The sequence below is a fragment of the Pseudomonas sp. URIL14HWK12:I5 genome (assembly GCF_900176445.1).
In the GTDB taxonomy this organism is placed as follows: domain Bacteria; phylum Pseudomonadota; class Gammaproteobacteria; order Pseudomonadales; family Pseudomonadaceae; genus Aquipseudomonas; species Aquipseudomonas monteilii.
The window spans coordinates 553,972-568,361 of sequence record NZ_FWXQ01000002.1 but is presented as its reverse complement, the minus strand read 5'-3'; the positions used below and the strand labels follow the sequence as shown (position 1 = coordinate 568,361).

13 protein-coding genes are annotated in these 14,390 nt (G+C 63.4%); 6 read left to right on the top strand and 7 right to left on the bottom strand.

The features are described from left to right. The first annotated feature begins 77 nt into the window (after positions 1 to 77). Positions 78 to 1,511 carry a MocR-like pyridoxine biosynthesis transcription factor PdxR gene (locus tag B9A31_RS07300; RefSeq protein WP_027614963.1) on the top strand — a complete coding sequence of 478 codons (1,434 nt, stop codon included), beginning with the start codon at positions 78 to 80 and terminating at the stop codon, positions 1,509 to 1,511. Here the strand turns inward: B9A31_RS07300 and B9A31_RS07295 are convergent. Next, positions 1,504 to 2,700 (bottom strand): cyanate transporter, encoded by a 1,197-nt coding sequence (locus tag B9A31_RS07295; RefSeq protein ID WP_027608885.1) that lies wholly within the window; start codon positions 2,698 to 2,700, stop codon positions 1,504 to 1,506. The two genes, B9A31_RS07300 and B9A31_RS07295, sit on opposite strands and share 8 nt — an antisense overlap. 201 nt (positions 2,701 to 2,901) lie before the next feature. On the opposite strand from B9A31_RS07295, the gene B9A31_RS07290 reads away from it, so the two are divergent. Continuing rightward, positions 2,902 to 3,339, top strand: a complete 438-nt coding sequence (locus B9A31_RS07290) for a carboxymuconolactone decarboxylase family protein (protein ID WP_019098769.1) — start codon at positions 2,902 to 2,904, stop codon at positions 3,337 to 3,339. A 31-nt stretch (positions 3,340 to 3,370) separates the two neighbouring features. Here B9A31_RS07290 and B9A31_RS07285 read toward each other — a convergent pair whose 3' ends face one another. Continuing rightward, positions 3,371 to 4,381 (bottom strand): AraC family transcriptional regulator, encoded by a 1,011-nt coding sequence (locus B9A31_RS07285; RefSeq protein WP_027614965.1) that lies wholly within the window; start codon positions 4,379 to 4,381, stop codon positions 3,371 to 3,373. Between the two features lie 168 nt (positions 4,382 to 4,549). Between B9A31_RS07285 and B9A31_RS07280 the strand changes: the two genes are divergently transcribed. Genes B9A31_RS07280 through B9A31_RS07270 form a run of 3 tightly spaced genes read left to right on the top strand, consistent with a single transcriptional unit; the run spans position 4,550 to position 7,190 of the window. Next, positions 4,550 to 5,734 (top strand): acetyl-CoA C-acyltransferase family protein, encoded by a 1,185-nt coding sequence (locus B9A31_RS07280; protein ID WP_027608884.1) that lies wholly within the window; start codon positions 4,550 to 4,552, stop codon positions 5,732 to 5,734. A gap of 13 nt (positions 5,735 to 5,747) precedes the next feature. Beyond that, complete coding sequence (locus tag B9A31_RS07275) at positions 5,748 to 6,596, top strand: 3-hydroxybutyryl-CoA dehydrogenase (RefSeq protein WP_019099464.1); 849 nt, start codon at positions 5,748 to 5,750, stop codon at positions 6,594 to 6,596. A 12-nt stretch (positions 6,597 to 6,608) separates the two neighbouring features. After that, entirely contained in the window at positions 6,609 to 7,190 is a 582-nt protein-coding gene (locus B9A31_RS07270; RefSeq protein WP_084296831.1) for a TetR/AcrR family transcriptional regulator, read from the top strand. A gap of 48 nt (positions 7,191 to 7,238) precedes the next feature. Here the strand turns inward: B9A31_RS07270 and B9A31_RS07265 are convergent, their stop codons facing one another. The 5 genes from B9A31_RS07265 to B9A31_RS07245 are packed head-to-tail and all read right to left on the bottom strand — an operon-like array spanning position 7,239 to position 13,741. After that, entirely contained in the window at positions 7,239 to 7,616 is a 378-nt protein-coding gene (locus B9A31_RS07265) for a response regulator (RefSeq protein WP_016711125.1), read from the bottom strand. Positions 7,617 to 7,660: 44 nt separating this feature from the next. Beyond that, positions 7,661 to 8,887 (bottom strand): hybrid sensor histidine kinase/response regulator, encoded by a 1,227-nt coding sequence (locus tag B9A31_RS07260; protein ID WP_019099466.1) that lies wholly within the window; start codon positions 8,885 to 8,887, stop codon positions 7,661 to 7,663. Further along, positions 8,881 to 9,456 carry a chemotaxis protein CheB gene (locus B9A31_RS07255; protein WP_019099467.1) on the bottom strand — a complete coding sequence of 192 codons (576 nt, stop codon included), beginning with the start codon at positions 9,454 to 9,456 and terminating at the stop codon, positions 8,881 to 8,883. Before B9A31_RS07255 ends, B9A31_RS07260 begins: the two co-directional genes overlap by 7 nt. Beyond that, the gene (locus tag B9A31_RS07250; RefSeq protein ID WP_019099468.1) at positions 9,453 to 10,274 is read right to left on the bottom strand and encodes a CheR family methyltransferase; all 822 of its coding nucleotides are present in this window, start codon (positions 10,272 to 10,274) and stop codon (positions 9,453 to 9,455) included. The genes B9A31_RS07255 and B9A31_RS07250 overlap by 4 nt, the downstream gene beginning before the upstream one ends. Next, entirely contained in the window at positions 10,271 to 13,741 is a 3,471-nt protein-coding gene (locus B9A31_RS07245; RefSeq protein WP_084296830.1) for a response regulator, read from the bottom strand. The genes B9A31_RS07250 and B9A31_RS07245 overlap by 4 nt, the downstream gene beginning before the upstream one ends. A gap of 247 nt (positions 13,742 to 13,988) precedes the next feature. Here B9A31_RS07245 and B9A31_RS07240 point away from each other — a divergent pair, with 247 nt between their 5' ends. Then, complete coding sequence (locus B9A31_RS07240) at positions 13,989 to 14,339, top strand: response regulator (protein WP_019099469.1); 351 nt, start codon at positions 13,989 to 13,991, stop codon at positions 14,337 to 14,339. Positions 14,340 to 14,390 lie beyond the last annotated feature (51 nt).

The window sequence follows — 14,390 nt, the reverse complement described above, 5'->3', positions numbered from 1 at the left end:
ATGTGGCCGCTTTGCGGCCCCATGCCCTTGTCTGGCCAATCCGCTATCCTGAGCACTCCCCCGCTCCGGACCGCCCCATGGAACTGCACATTCGCCTGGAAGGCCGCAAAGGCCTGGCCGACCAGCTCTATCAGCAACTGCGCGCCGGGATCGACAGTGGCCACCTGGCCGCCGGCACCCAGTTGCCACCCACCCGCTTGCTGGCCGAGCAACTGGGCGTGTCACGCAAGACGGTGGCCGAGGCCTATTCGCGGCTCACCTACGACAACCTGCTCAGCGGTGTGGTCGGCCGTGGCACCTTCATCACGCCGCGCCAACCGCTGCGTAGCCATGAATCAACCACCATCCCCCTCGCCGGCGCTTTGTCCCTCGAGCGCTGGCAGCAGCGCGCTACCGTGCTCGGCCAACGCCAACTGCAAGCGCCCTCCCGCTATGACTTTATCGGTGGTGCGTCGAGCAAGGCGCAATTTCCGTTTGACCAGTGGCGCAGCTGCCTGAACTACGCCCTGCGCCGCAGCCAACGCCACCCCGAGCGGCAGTTTCCGGCCCAGGGCCTGCCGGAGCTGCGCGAGGCCATAGCCCACCACATCGCTTACGCCCGCGGCGTGCACTGCAGCGCAACCGACCTGCTGGTGTGCAACGGCGCCCAGCAAGCGCTGGACCTGATCGCCCGGGTATTGGTGGAACCCGGTTGCCAAGTGGCCATGGAAGACCCCGGCTACCCGCCTGCCCGGCAACTGTTCCTGGCCCTTGGTGCACGCGTGCAGTCCGTTCCGGTGGATGATGAAGGCCTGCGTGTCGAGCACATCGCCGATGGCACCCGGTTGATCTATGTAACGCCGTCGCACCAATTCCCGCTGGGCATGCCCATGAGCGAGCCACGTCGGCACGCCCTGCTGGCCCGGGCGGCTGAGCTGGGCGCGTTGATCATCGAAGACGACTACGATTGCGAGTTCCGTTACCACGGGCCGGCAGCGGACGCATTGCAGCGCCTCGACTGCCATGGTCTGGTGGCCTATGTGGGAACCTTTTCCAAGACGTTGCTGCCCGAGCTGCGGCTGGGCTATGCCGTGTTGCCGCCTGCCGTGCTGCAGGCGGCCTGCGTGGCCAAGCACCTCAGTGACTGGCACAGCCCGACCTTGCTGCAGTGGGCGCTGGCGCGCTTTTTGGGCGAAGGCCACCTGAACAAGCACATCCGCCGCTGCCACGAGGTTTACAGCGCCCGCCGCGAACGTATCCTGGCGCGTTTGGGCAGCGACCTGTCACCGTGGTTCAGCGCCATCCCCGCCAGCGCGGGCTTCCACCTCAGCGCGCTGGCCAAGCCCGGGGTCGATGTCGAGTTGCTGGCCAACCTGGCCCGCAAGGTGGAGGTGGGCCTGTATTCGCTGGCGCCGTTTTTCAGCGAAGCACCGATACGCCCGGGGCTGTTGCTGGGCTTTGGCGCTATCGAGCTGCTGGACATCGACCCGGCACTGGACCGGGTGCGCGATACCCTGCAACGCCTCAGCTGACCGGCGCGGCCCTGCCCGTCGCGGGCGCGCGCGCGACGGCCGCAGCATAGCCACGCGGATTGAAACACGCGGTTACCAACAGCATCGCCATCACGGTCACGGTCAGCAGCGTCCACGATGCCTGGAAGTCGCCACTCACGTCACGCAACCAGCCGGTGATGTACGGCACGATACCGGTGATGATAAAGCCGATCCCCTGTACGAATGCCGCCAGGCTGCCGGCCTCCGCAGGCGTCTTGAGGTGCTCCAGAGTCAGCGTCAGGCTCTGGCTGAAGCAGGCACCCAAGCCAAAGCCGATCATGGCGACCCACAGTCCTGCAGCCACCGTGGGTGCCAGCAGCAGGCCGAGAAAGCCGGCCAGCTGAATCGCCAGCGCCAGCCAAAGGCCTGGGCGCCGGTCTGCCCAGCGCCGCAGCAGCAGAGGCAGGCCGAGCGCACCGGCCACCTGGAAAATGGTCATCAGGCCCACCAGGTCGGCGCCGCCCTGGGCGCTGCCACCGTGCTCGATATGGTAGGCGGGCAACCAGGCCACCATGCTGGTGTAGCCGCCATTGATCAGGCCGAAGTACAAGGCCAGCAACCACGCCCGGCGAGTGCCAAACCAGTGTCCACCCGCAGCGCCCGCCAGCCTCGGTGCTTCCTGACGAGGCCGCAGCACGGCCCAGGCCAGCACCGCCAGCACGGCCGGGGCTGCCCACAGGCCCAGGCCGGCCTGCCAGTGGCCGAAGTGGCCACTGACATGTGGCCCAAGCACGGCCGCCAGGCCGCCGCCCGTCATCAGTGCCGCCGAATACAGGCCCATCGCCCCGGCCAGCCGCCCGGGGAACCATCGATTGACCAACCCTGGCATCATGCCTTGCACCACCGCCACGCCCAGGCCAGCGACCACTGCACTGGCAATCAACGCCCACGCGCTGTCCAATTGCAGCCGCCACAGGCAGGCCAGGGCAATCGCAGCCAGGCCACCGACCATGCCGCCATGCTCGCTGATCCAGCGCCGCAGCCAGGGTTGCAGCAACGGTACCAGCCCCATGCACAGCACCGGCAACGCTGTCAGCAAGGCGGCCTGCTGGTAGCCCAGGCCAGTGCTGGCACGCATAGGTTCGAGTAACGGGCCGATACTGGTCAGGATCGGCCGCAAGTTCAGCGCCAGCAGAATCACCAGCAACAGGTTCAACGCAGCTCTCATTGTGAATCGGTTCTCTTGTAGCAAGACCCGGCCATTATCCCGGCTCGGTCAGCCTGGCAGAAATGAAGAGATTGGATGCCTGTCAGTGGCCACATGAATGGTCGATTGGCCTCCTGCATATGCGCAGGATTGGCTATCGGGGGGGCCAAAGGGCGGCACTAAAGTAGTGCCATTCCCACCCCACACCCTTTGGAGACAGCCATGCACAACCGTATCGAATGGGCCAAGCACGCCCCCGAAGCCTACAAAGCCATGGTCGGCCTGGAGCAGGCCCTGGCCAAGAGCGGCCTGGAGAGTTCCCTGCTGGAGCTGGTGCGCCTGCGGGCATCGCAGATCAACGGCTGCGCCTACTGCGTGAACCTGCATGCCAACGATGCGCGCAAGGCCGGCGAGACCGAGGCACGCTTGCAGACGTTGAGCGTATGGCGTGAGACCGCTTACTTCACCCCGCGTGAACGTGCGGCACTGGCCTGGGTCGAGAGCCTGACCCGCTTGCCTGAGCAGGGCGCGCCGCAGGGGCAATATGAAGCCCTGCAGGAACATTTCGAACCGGCCGAAGTGGCCAACCTGACCCTGGCAATTGCCACGATCAATGCCTGGAACCGCTTTGGTGTCGGGTTTGCGATGGTGCCGGCCTGATCATTAATGGGTAGCCGGTACAGGTGACACATCAACGCCCAGCCAACCGAGCCCGATAGCTACCGGGGCTCTGCCCCGTCCACTTCTTGAACGCCCGGTGAAACGCACTGGGCTCCTGGAACCCCGCCTGCTCCGCGATTTCGGCGATGCTTAACACTCCTTCACGCAAGCGCTCGAAGGCCATCGCCCGGCGCACCTCATCCTTGATCTGCTGGTATGACCGCCCCTCCCGGTCCAACTGCCTGCGAAAGGTACTGGCGCTAACCCCCTGCTGCTGCGCCAGCGCCGCCAATGTCGGCCACTGGCCATAACGCAGTGCGCGCAAGCGCCGGTACACCTCGGCCACCAGCCCGTTCTGGTTCCGAAAGCGAATCACCAGCCCCTGTGGCGCAGTGCGCAGGAAGGTTTTCAAGGCTGGCAAATCCTGTACCACTGGTAACCGCAGGTAGGCACTGTCGAATTCCACCTCGGTACGGCCGCTGCCCAGGCGCAGGTCTGGCCCCCACAGCAGCAGGTCGTCCTCCTGGGCCGGGCGCGACACCGCCAGTTCGGTACGGTCGATGGCAATGCGCCGCCCGGCCAGCCAGCACAGCATGCCGATCATCAGCACCAAATAGGTTTCCTCGGCATACACCCGGGTCAGCGGGTCGGCAATGTTCGACTGCACGCTGATCTGCGCCCGACCACCACGTACCGTCAGGCTGCCACGCAGGTCCCGCAGGAACAGGCCGAAGCCGCCCATGCACTGGCGCAAGGCCTTTTCCAGGTTCGGTTCAAGTATCAAGCCCCGGCAGATGAGGGCAAAGCTGCCCAGCGGCATGCCATGGCTGTCGAGGCAGAAAAACTCGTCGTCCAGCCGTTGAATCATCGCCAGCCAGAGCTGGGCGAAGGCCTTGGCCGGCACGCGTGCCTGGGGCTGTTCCAGCAGCTGTGGGTCGATGCCCACGGCACGCAGCTGTGCATCACGCTCGGCGGGGCTGTCGCGCAGGGCATGGAGCATGGCGTTGAGAAAGTACACGGCGACCGAATCGCTATCGCGCATGGCGGTTTTCGCTGTCTATGCTGAGTGGCAAAAAGTGCCAGGTTGTTTGAACAGTTCCGGCATAGGCTGCAACGGAACCTTTGCCTAGACTCGATCCCACTCCGGGACCGCCGGCCATTCTCGCAGAGCCTGGCCCCGTCCCGCCATGCCTTCGCAATCGGAGCCCCTATGAGCAACGCAGAAATCTACGTCGTCAGTGCCGTCCGTTCAGCCATTGGTGGCTTTGGCGGCTCCCTCAAGGACCTGCCGCTGGCCGACCTGGCCAGCACCATTACCCGTGCTGCCATCGAGCGTTCGGGCCTGGCCGCCGATCACGTTGGCCATCTGGTGATGGGCACGGTAATCCCCACTGAGCCGCGTGACGCCTACCTGGCCCGTGTGGCAGCAATGAACGCCGGCATCCCCAAGGAAACCCCGGCGTTCAACGTCAACCGCCTGTGCGGCTCGGGCCTGCAGGCCATCGTTTCGGCAGCCCAGGGGCTGTTGCTGGGGGACACCGACGTGGCCGTTGCAGCCGGTGCCGAATCCATGAGCCGTGGTCCATACCTGCTGCCACAGGCACGCTGGGGCGCGCGCATGGGTGACCTGCAAGGCATCGACTACACCGTTGGCGTGCTGCAGGACCCGTTCCAGCATTTCCACATGGGCATCACCGCCGAAAACGTCTCGGCCAAACACGGCATCACCCGCGAAATGCAGGACGAACTGGCCCTGACCAGCCAGCGCCGCGCCGCCCGCGCCATTGCCGAAGGCCGCTTCGACAGCCAGATCGTGCCGCTGGAACTGAAAACCCGTAAAGGCAGCGTGCAATTCAGTGTCGACGAGCATGTACGTGGCGAAGTGACCGCTGAACAACTGGCCGGCATGAAGCCGGTGTTCAAGAAAGACGGCACCGTCACCGCCGGCAACGCCAGCGGCATCAACGACGGCGCCGCCGGCCTGGTGCTGGCGACGGGCGACGCCGTGCGCCGCCTGGGCCTGAAGCCGCTGGCCCGCCTGGTGGGTTACGCCCACGCCGGTGTCGAGCCTGAACTAATGGGCCTGGGTCCGATCCCGGCCACCCGCAAGGTGCTGGAAAAGACCGGGCTGCAGGTCCAGGACCTGGACGTGATCGAGTCCAACGAAGCGTTCGCCGCCCAGGCCTGCGCCGTGGCCCGCGAGCTGGGCTTCGACCCGGAAAAGGTCAACCCCAACGGTTCGGGCATTTCCCTGGGCCACCCGGTAGGCGCCACGGGCGCGATCATCGCCACCAAGGCCATCCATGAACTGCAGCGCATCCAGGGCCGCTACGCGCTGGCCACCATGTGCATCGGTGGTGGCCAAGGCATCGCCGTGGTCTTCGAACGCGTCTGAGGGAGGCTGACACATGAGCATTGAACAGATCGCCGTGATCGGCGCCGGCACCATGGGCAACGGTATTGCCCAGGTGTGTGCAGTGGCCGGCTACCAGGTGTTGCTGGTGGACGTGTCCGACGCGGCACTGGAGCGTGGTGTGGCCACCTTGAGCAAAAACCTCGAGCGCCAGGTCAACAAAGGCACCCTGGAGACGGACAAGGCCGCAGCCGCCAAAGCCCGCATTCGCACCAGCACCGACTACACCCAGCTCAGCGGTGCGCAGCTGGTGATCGAGGCCGCCACCGAGAACCTGCAGCTCAAGCAGCGCATCCTGCAGCAAGTGGCCGCCAACGTCGCCGCCGACTGCCTGATCGCCACCAACACCTCGTCGCTGTCGGTCACCCAGCTGGCCGCCAGCATCGAGCACCCCGAGCGTTTCATTGGTGTGCATTTCTTCAACCCAGTGCCGATGATGGCACTGGTGGAAATCATTCGCGGCCTGCAGACCAGCGACAGCACCTATGCCCAGGCGCTGGTGGTGACCGAAAAGGTCGGCAAGACACCGATCACCGCCGGCAACCGTCCGGGCTTTGTGGTCAACCGCATCCTCGTGCCGATGATCAACGAAGCGATCTTCGTGCGCCAGGAAGGCCTAGCCAGCGCCGAGGACATCGACACCGGCATGCGCCTGGGCTGCAACCAGCCCATCGGCCCACTGGCCCTGGCCGACCTGATTGGCCTGGACACGCTGTTGGCAATCATGGAGGCCTTCCATGAGGGCTTCAACGACAGCAAGTACCGCCCTGCCCCGCTGCTCAAGGAAATGGTCGCGGCCGGTTGGCTGGGGCGCAAGAGCGGTCGCGGTTTCTTCACCTATTGAGGACCCTGCGCCATGCCCCCGGTCAATGCCGCAATGCGCTGTGCCAATTTTGAAGAGCGACGTGACCGGGCCATGGCGCTGTTTGCCGAAAAGGGCTTTGGCCAGGTCAGCATGCGCGAGCTGGCGGCCCATGTGGGGCTGACTGCAGGCTCGCTGTACCATCACTTCCCGAGCAAGCAGGACTTGCTGTACGACCTGATCGAGGAGTTGTACGAAGAACTGCAGACCACCCTGGACCAGGGCCGCCGGGCCATGGCGCGCGGGGCCTCGGCGTTGAGTTGCCTGATTACGGCGCACTGGCAGTTGCATGCCGAGCGGCCCATGCAGTTTCGGCTGGCCGAGCGGGATTTGTGCTGCCTGAGTGACGAGCAGCGGGCGCGTTTGGCGTTGTTGCGTTCGCGTTACGAGGCCGGGCTGCTGAGGCTGATTGCGCCGCAGGCGAAGCTGCAAGGGGAAGCCCTGGTGGCGACGGCGCATGTGGTGGCGGCGCTGCTTAACCAGTTGCCGGGGATGTTGAAGGCACTGCCTGAGGAACAGGGAGTGGGGTTGATGGAGAGTATGTTGGTAGGGGGTATTGAGCGGACCCTGAGGTAGCCTGTTCCGGCCTCTTCGCGGGTAAAACCGCCAAGAGGCCGGAACAGGTTAACGCAGCAGGCTCTGGATCTGCTCATGCAAGGTATCCAGGTCAAACGGCTTGGCCAGGATCGGTGCCTTGCGGGTGATCGGGCTGCCCGATTCCAGAATCTCCGCCGGGTAGCCACTGATGAAGATCACCTTCAGGTCCGGCCGTAACTTCACCGCAGGCTCGGCAATCTCCACCCCGGAGATGCCACCCGGCAGGCGGAAGTCCGTCACCATCAGGTCCAGGTGCGGTTTGCTGGCCAGGATGGCAAACGCCTGCTCGCCATCTTCGGCCACCAGCACGTGATACCCCTCGCCCGCCAGGTAGTCACGCAGAATCATGCGAATCGCCGGTTCATCCTCGACGATCAGCACCACGTCTTGTGCATCTTCACTCATGTTAACGCCTTGAAATGCTTACAGTTGGCCATCAGACCGCAGGCTCATGCAGAGGTTGCCCGCGCCTGGTCGTTTTGTTGTTCGTAGGTTGCCAGCGGCAGCTGCAAGGTAAAAGTGGCACCCTTGCCCTCTTCACTGTCGACCCGGATGCACCCGCCATGAGCCTGCACGATCTGCTCCGATATATACAACCCCAAGCCCAATCCGCCGCTGGCTTGCTGGGTGGCCACCCGCTCGAACTGCTGGAAAATGCGCTGCTGGTTGGCCGCACCAATGCCGATACCCTGGTCCTGCACTTGCACGCACGCCAGGCCGTCCTGTTCGAACACCCGTACCTGCACCGGCTTGCGCTCACCATATCGCAAGGCATTGGACAACAGGTTGACCACCACTTGTTCAATGCGAAATTCGTCCCACTCACCGTGCAGCGGTTCGCAACGGTGTAGCTCGATACGCGTGTCCAACGCAGTGGCCTGGGCAGCGAAATTCTCCACCAGTCCACCTACCAGCTGGCTCAAGTCGAAGGCCTTGGGCCGTAGCGACAGCTTGCCGGTGCGGATACGCGACACATCGAGCATGTCTTCGATCAGGCGGATCAGGCTGTTGATCTGCCGTTCATCGCGCTCGACCATCGCCTGCAGCTTCTGGCCACTGAACGCGGCCAGGTTGCCGCGTGCCAGGTGCATCTTGCGCAGCTGGGTTTCCAGGATCAACCCATTGAGCGGCGTGCGAACCTCGTGGGCGACAATCGACATGAAGTCATCACGCATTCGCACGGCATGTTCCAGCTCGCCTCGCGCCGTCTGCAACTGGGTCAACAACAGTTCCTGCTCCTGGCGGCTGCGCTCCAGCGCCTGCAACTGGCGGTCGAGCACCTTGCGCTGGCGGTACAAGTCGACGAACACCGACACCTTGCTCTTCACCGCCAGGGTGTCGAGCGGCTTGTGCAGGAAGTCCACCGCCCCGCTTTCGTAGCCCTTGAAGGCATAGTTCATTTCGCGTCCGGCCGCAGTGACGAAGACGATGGGAATGTTGCGGGTCTTTTCCGTACCACGCATCAGCTCAGCCAGCTCGAAGCCATTCATGCCTGGCATTTGCACATCGAGAATGGCCAGGGCGAACTCGTGTTCGAGCAGCAGCGACAACGCGGCTTCCGCCGACTGGGCCTGATGCACCTCGCGGTCTTCGCCCTGAATCAGGGCGTCCAGGGCCAGCAGGTTCTCCGGCAGATCGTCGACGATCAGCAGTTTGGCGATGGTGTGGCTTAGCATGCGCTGGGTTCCAGGGCGGCGAGCAACTGCTCGATGCCACTCAGAGAAAGTATATGGTCAGGCTGGTGCAGGGCCAGGGCAGCCTCAGGCATCAGCGCAACCTGTGCGTCACGGGGGTCCTGGACGATGGTCCGGCCCCCGCTGTTCTTGATGTAGGCCAGCCCTTCGGCGCCATCTTCATTGGCACCGGTAAGCAGCACGCCGAGCAGGCCATCACCGTAGGCGTCTGCCGCCGACGTGAACAGGAAATCGATCGATGGCCGGGAAAAATGCCGCGGTGGCTCTTGGCTCAGCGACAGGGTGAAGTCGCGTTCCACCGACAAGTGGTAGCCAGGCCCGGCTACATACACCTGCCCGGGCTTCAGCGGTTGCTTGTCGCGCGCCTCGCACACAGGGCGCTGCAAGCGCCGTTGCAGCACCTCGGCCAACTGACTGTGACGGTCATCCGGCAGGTGCAGCACGCACACCACCGGGATGCCATAACCGGCGGGCAACGCGCCGAGCACGGTGAACAACGCCGTCACGCCGCCTGCCGAGGCGCCAATCACCACTGCGCGTACGCCCTTCATGATTTACGGTAGATCCGTTCAGGCTTGACCAGCGGCTCGAACCGGTCGCTGTAGGCCGAAAAGTCCACCGACTCCTTGCTGCCCAGCACCAGGAAGCCGCGGTGGCACAGGGATTCATGGAACAGGCCCAGGGCACGGTCTTGCAATTCCTTGTTGAAATAGATGAGTACGTTGCGGCACGACACCAGCTGGGTTTCGGAAAACACGCTGTCGGTGGCCAGGCTATGGTCGGCGAAGGTCACGTTGTCGCGCAGGGTGCTGTCCATGATGGCGTTGCCATAGGCCGACGTGTAGTACTCGGAAAAGTCCCTGCGCCCGCCCGCGATGCGGTAGTTTTCGGCGTACTCGCGCATGCTCTGCATCGAGTAGATGCCCTGCTTGGCCTTGTCCAGCGAATGCGGGTTGATGTCGGTGGCGTAGATGATGGTGCGCTCCAACAGGCCTTCCTCGCGCAGCAGGATGGCCATGGAGTACACCTCCTCACCCGTGCTGCAACCCGCAATCCACACCTTGATCGAAGGCCAGGTGCGCAGCAGCGGCACCACTTCGTTGCGCAGCGCCAGGAAGTGCCCCGGGTCGCGGAACATTTCGCTGACCGGGATCGTCAGGTACTGCAGCAACTGCATGAACATGCCCGGGTCGTGCAGCACACGCTCCTGCAGCGCCGACACCGTCAGGCAGTCGAACTGGCGCAGCGCGTGCAGGATCCGGCGCTTGATCGAAGCGCCGGAATAGTTGCGGAAATCGTAGCTGTACTTGAGGTAGATGGCCTCGATCAGCAAGCGGATCTCAATGTCGGTGTTACGTTCGCTAGTCAAATTCGCTCCAGTTGCGGCAGCCATACACGGATCAGCGAGAACAGGCGGTCCAGGTCGATCGGTTTGGCCAGGTAATCATTGGCCCCGGCCTGCAGGCAACGCTGCTGGTCATCCTTCATGGCCTTGGCGGTCACGGCGATGATCGGCAGCTTGCGCCAGCGCGGTTCCTGGCGGATCAGACGGGTGGCTTCGAAGCCGTCCATTTCCGGCATCATCACGTCCATCAGCACCAGGTCGATGTCGTCATGCTGCTCCAGGCGCTCGATGGCTTCACGCCCGTTGCGGCCGATTTCCACTATCGCGCCCTTGTGCTCCAAGGCACTGGTGAGGGCAAAGATGTTACGCACATCATCGTCCACCAGCAGTATCTTACGGCCTTCGAACACCTTGTCGCGGCTGCGTGCGGTCTTGAGCATGCGCTGGCGTTCATTGGACAACTGCGACTCTACCTTGTGCAGGAACAGCGTGACTTCGTCCAGCAGGCGCTCCGGCGAGCGTGCGCCCTTGATGATGATCGAACGCGAATACTTGAGCAGGTCGGCTTCTTCTTCGCGGGTCAGGTTGCGACCGGTATACACGATCACCGGCGGGAAGGAGCGGATATCCTCGGCGGTCATGCGCTTGAGCAGCTCGTTACCGAGCATGTCGGGCAACTTGAGGTCGATGATCATGCAGTCGTAGATGTTCTCGCGCAGCAGCTCCAGGGCGTCCTGGGCCATGGCCACCGCAGTGATTTCCACGTCGTCGTCGCCAATCAGGCGGGCAATGCTTTCGCGCTGCAGGTCGTCGTCTTCCACCAGCAGGATGTGCTTGAGCTTCTGGGTCAGCTTGGCCTCCAGGCGGGCGAACACCTCTTTCAGCTCGTCGCGGCTGGTGGGTTTGACCGCGTAGCCGACAGCGCCCATGTGCATGGCGGCCTCGACCCGGTCTTCGACAGAAATGATATGCACCGGGATGTGCCGAGTGCTGGCTTGCTCCTTGAGGCGCTGCAGCACCGTCAGGCCGGAATGGTCGGGCAGGCGCATGTCCAGCAGGATCGCATCGGGGATGTACTGGGCGGCCAGCTCGAACCCTTCGTCGGCGCCCTGCGCCACCAGGCAGCTGTAACCCAGTTCATGGGCCAGGTCGAAGAGGATGCGGGCGAAGTTGGGTTCGTCTTCGATCACCAGGATGCAGCGGTTGCCGAACGGCGCGCGCTCACGGTCGTCGTCAAACGCCGGCAGCGGGTGCTTTGGCGCAGCCGGCACCGGCACCTGGGGGGCGGCGGGCGGCAGCGTGTCGACCGCCGGGCGCAGGCTGAGGGGCTCCACACTGTGCCCCACACTTTCGTAGTGTTCTGGCAGGATCAGGCTGAACACACTGCCTTTGCCAGGGCTACTGTCAACGCTGATCTGCCCGCCCAGCAAATGCGCCAGGTCGCGCGAGATCGACAGGCCCAGGCCTGTGCCGCCGTAACGTCGGTTGCTGGTACCGTCGACCTGATGGAAGGCACCGAAAATGGCCTGCTGCTGGTCGGCGGCAATGCCAATGCCGGTATCGCGCACAGCGAAAACAATGCCAGTGCCAGCCTGGTAGCCGATGTTCAGGCTGACCTGGCCACGCTCGGTGAACTTGACGGCATTGGACAGCAGGTTCTTGAGGATCTGCTCCAGGCGCTGGCGGTCGGTGTACAGGGTGGCGGGTACATTCGGTTCAGCGTTTACCTCGAAGGCCAGCCCCTTGTGCCCGGCGAGCGGTTCGAACATGCCGCGCAGGCCCTCGACCAGGCGTTCCACCTGTGTGCTTTCAGGGCGCACCTCGAGCTTGCCGGCCTCGACCTTGGCAATGTCGAGAATGTCGTTGATCAGGTTGAGCAGGTCATTGCCGGCCGAATAGATCGAATCTGCGAACTTGACCTGTTCTTCGCTCAAGTTGCCTTCGGCGTTTTCCGACAACAGTTTGGCCAGAATCAGCGAGCTGTTCAGCGGCGTGCGCAGCTCGTGGGACATATTGGCCAGGAACTCGGATTTGTACTTGCTCGAGCGCTGCAACTCGTCGGCGCGCGCCTGCAGCTCGTGCTGAGCCTGCATCAGCTCGTCGTTTTTCAGGTCCAGCGCCTCTGTGCGTTCGGATAACTGCTCGTTGGTCTGCTCCAGCTCCGCCTGCTGGGTTTCAAGGTGGGCCTGAGACTCCTTGAGCACACGGGATTGTTCTTCCAGCTCTTCGTTGGCGGTTTTCAGCTCTTCCTGCTGCACTTGCAGCTCTTCGTTCAACTGCTGGGTTTCGGCCAGCACTTCCTGCAGGCGTTGGCGGTAGCGGGCACTTTCGATGGAAATACCAAGGTTGCCGGCAATGCGTTCCAGCATTTCGGCGTCGCGGTCGTCCAATGGGCGCAGGAAGCCCAGTTCCAGCACGCCATTGATCTGCCCGTCGTCGCTGACTGGCAGCAACACGGCGCTGCGTGGCAGGCCACTGCCCAGGCCGGAACTCAGCTGGTAATACCCTTGCGGCAGTTCTTCCAGATGCAGCAGGCGCCCTTCACGTACGGCCTGAGCCAGCAGGCCGTCGTGATCGCCCTTTACCTGCTCCCGGGCTTGCTCTTCAGCACTCAGGCCATAGGTGGCCACGCGCACCAGGCGGCCATGGTCATCGCGTACATACACCGCCCCCACCACACTTCCCAGGTAGTCGGCAAAGAAGCGCAGGATGTTGTCACCCAACATGGACAGGGTCAGCTGCCCCAGCACCTGTTCGGCCAGTCGGGTCTGGCCATTACGCAACCAGGCCTGGTGTTCCAGGCGCTCCGCCGCACGCTGCTGGGCCTTGAAGTTTGCTTCGTAACTGCCCGACAACGCCAGCAGGTCACGCCGGCCCAGGTAGGCCAACAAAGCGCTGAGGCCGACGAGAAGCAGCACGAACACTGAAATGGCAGTGACGGTAACGCTGCTGACTTTCTCGTTGCGGGCCATGCGTAATTGCTGTTCGGTGCCGATCAGGCCGTCGAACTCCTTGCGGATCTCGTCGGTCAGGCGCTTGCCCCGGCCATTGCCGATCGACGCCTGGTAATCGCCCTGGCTGCGGCGCAGGGCGATCATCTCGCTGCCGAAACTGTTCCAGGCTTGCTGCAGGGCAACCAGCCGGTCGATGCGGTCGACCTGCTGCGGGTTGTCCTCGACCAGGCCGCGCAGGCTTTGCAAGCTGCCCAGAATGCGTGGTTTTGCCACCTCGTAGGGGTCAAGGAAGCGCTCGTCGCCGGTGATCAGGAAGCCGCGCATGCCGGTTTCCATGTCGATCGACAGCTTGAGCGTCTCGTTGGCATTACCGATCACCCGGTCGGTATGCTCGACCCACTGCATGGCCGACAGCAGGTAGTTGATCACCGCGACAAAGGCCACGGCGCCCAACAGGCCAACCCCCAGAGGAAGACCGATGTTGCGGCTCAACAGCTTGCGAAAGCTTCGTTGGTCCATCGAGGCTGATTGCATCATGTGAAAGGGCCCGAGCAAGAAAAGTCCATTGAAAAGCGTGGCGGATCTACCGCTATCGTTATCTGCCACTGCACCGTCCTGTTAAGCGAGTCTAACCAGCTTTGGCGGGTCTGGCAGGGCATTTAGCCAGTATTTGAAGGTGGCGTGCGCCAATCGTTCCATCTGATTGCATGGATGGGTATCCTCGGGAACTTCTGGTGCCGACCGGAGCACAGATTAAAGACATTCATTGCACAGGACCTGAAACATGCACCTTCTGGTAGTCGAAGACGACGACATCGTACGTATGCTGATGGTCGAAGTGCTCGAAGAGTTGGGCTACGAAGTGATCCAGGCAGAAGATGCCGCGGCCGCCCTGCGGGTGCTCGAAGATCCGAGCCAGGCGCTGGCACTGATGATGACCGATGTGGGTTTGCCGGACATGCGTGGCGAAGCACTGGCGGGTAAAGCGCGCGAATTGCGGCCGCTGCTGCCTGTGCTGTTTGCCAGTGGTTATGCAGACAGCCTCAATGTGCCCGAGGGCATGCACATGATCGGCAAGCCGTTCAGTATCGACCAGTTGCGGGACAAGGTGGTGGCCATTCTCGGCCCGGTTTGAGATGGGGTCGTCTGTACCGGCCTCTTCGCGCGCGCAGGCAATACACCTCAC

Coding starts and splice junctions, on each gene's coding strand:
- B9A31_RS07270 (WP_084296831.1), top strand. CDS start 6,609: ATGCCCCCGGTCAATGCCGCAATGCGCTGTGCCAATTTTGAAGAGCGA.
- B9A31_RS07265 (WP_016711125.1), bottom strand. CDS start 7,616: ATGAGTGAAGATGCACAAGACGTGGTGCTGATCGTCGAGGATGAACCG.
- B9A31_RS07240 (WP_019099469.1), top strand. CDS start 13,989: ATGCACCTTCTGGTAGTCGAAGACGACGACATCGTACGTATGCTGATG.
- B9A31_RS07290 (WP_019098769.1), top strand. CDS start 2,902: ATGCACAACCGTATCGAATGGGCCAAGCACGCCCCCGAAGCCTACAAA.
- B9A31_RS07300 (WP_027614963.1), top strand. CDS start 78: ATGGAACTGCACATTCGCCTGGAAGGCCGCAAAGGCCTGGCCGACCAG.
- B9A31_RS07280 (WP_027608884.1), top strand. CDS start 4,550: ATGAGCAACGCAGAAATCTACGTCGTCAGTGCCGTCCGTTCAGCCATT.
- B9A31_RS07275 (WP_019099464.1), top strand. CDS start 5,748: ATGAGCATTGAACAGATCGCCGTGATCGGCGCCGGCACCATGGGCAAC.
- B9A31_RS07260 (WP_019099466.1), bottom strand. CDS start 8,887: ATGCTAAGCCACACCATCGCCAAACTGCTGATCGTCGACGATCTGCCG.
- B9A31_RS07245 (WP_084296830.1), bottom strand. CDS start 13,741: ATGATGCAATCAGCCTCGATGGACCAACGAAGCTTTCGCAAGCTGTTG.
- B9A31_RS07295 (WP_027608885.1), bottom strand. CDS start 2,700: ATGAGAGCTGCGTTGAACCTGTTGCTGGTGATTCTGCTGGCGCTGAAC.
- B9A31_RS07285 (WP_027614965.1), bottom strand. CDS start 4,381: ATGCGCGATAGCGATTCGGTCGCCGTGTACTTTCTCAACGCCATGCTC.
- B9A31_RS07255 (WP_019099467.1), bottom strand. CDS start 9,456: ATGAAGGGCGTACGCGCAGTGGTGATTGGCGCCTCGGCAGGCGGCGTG.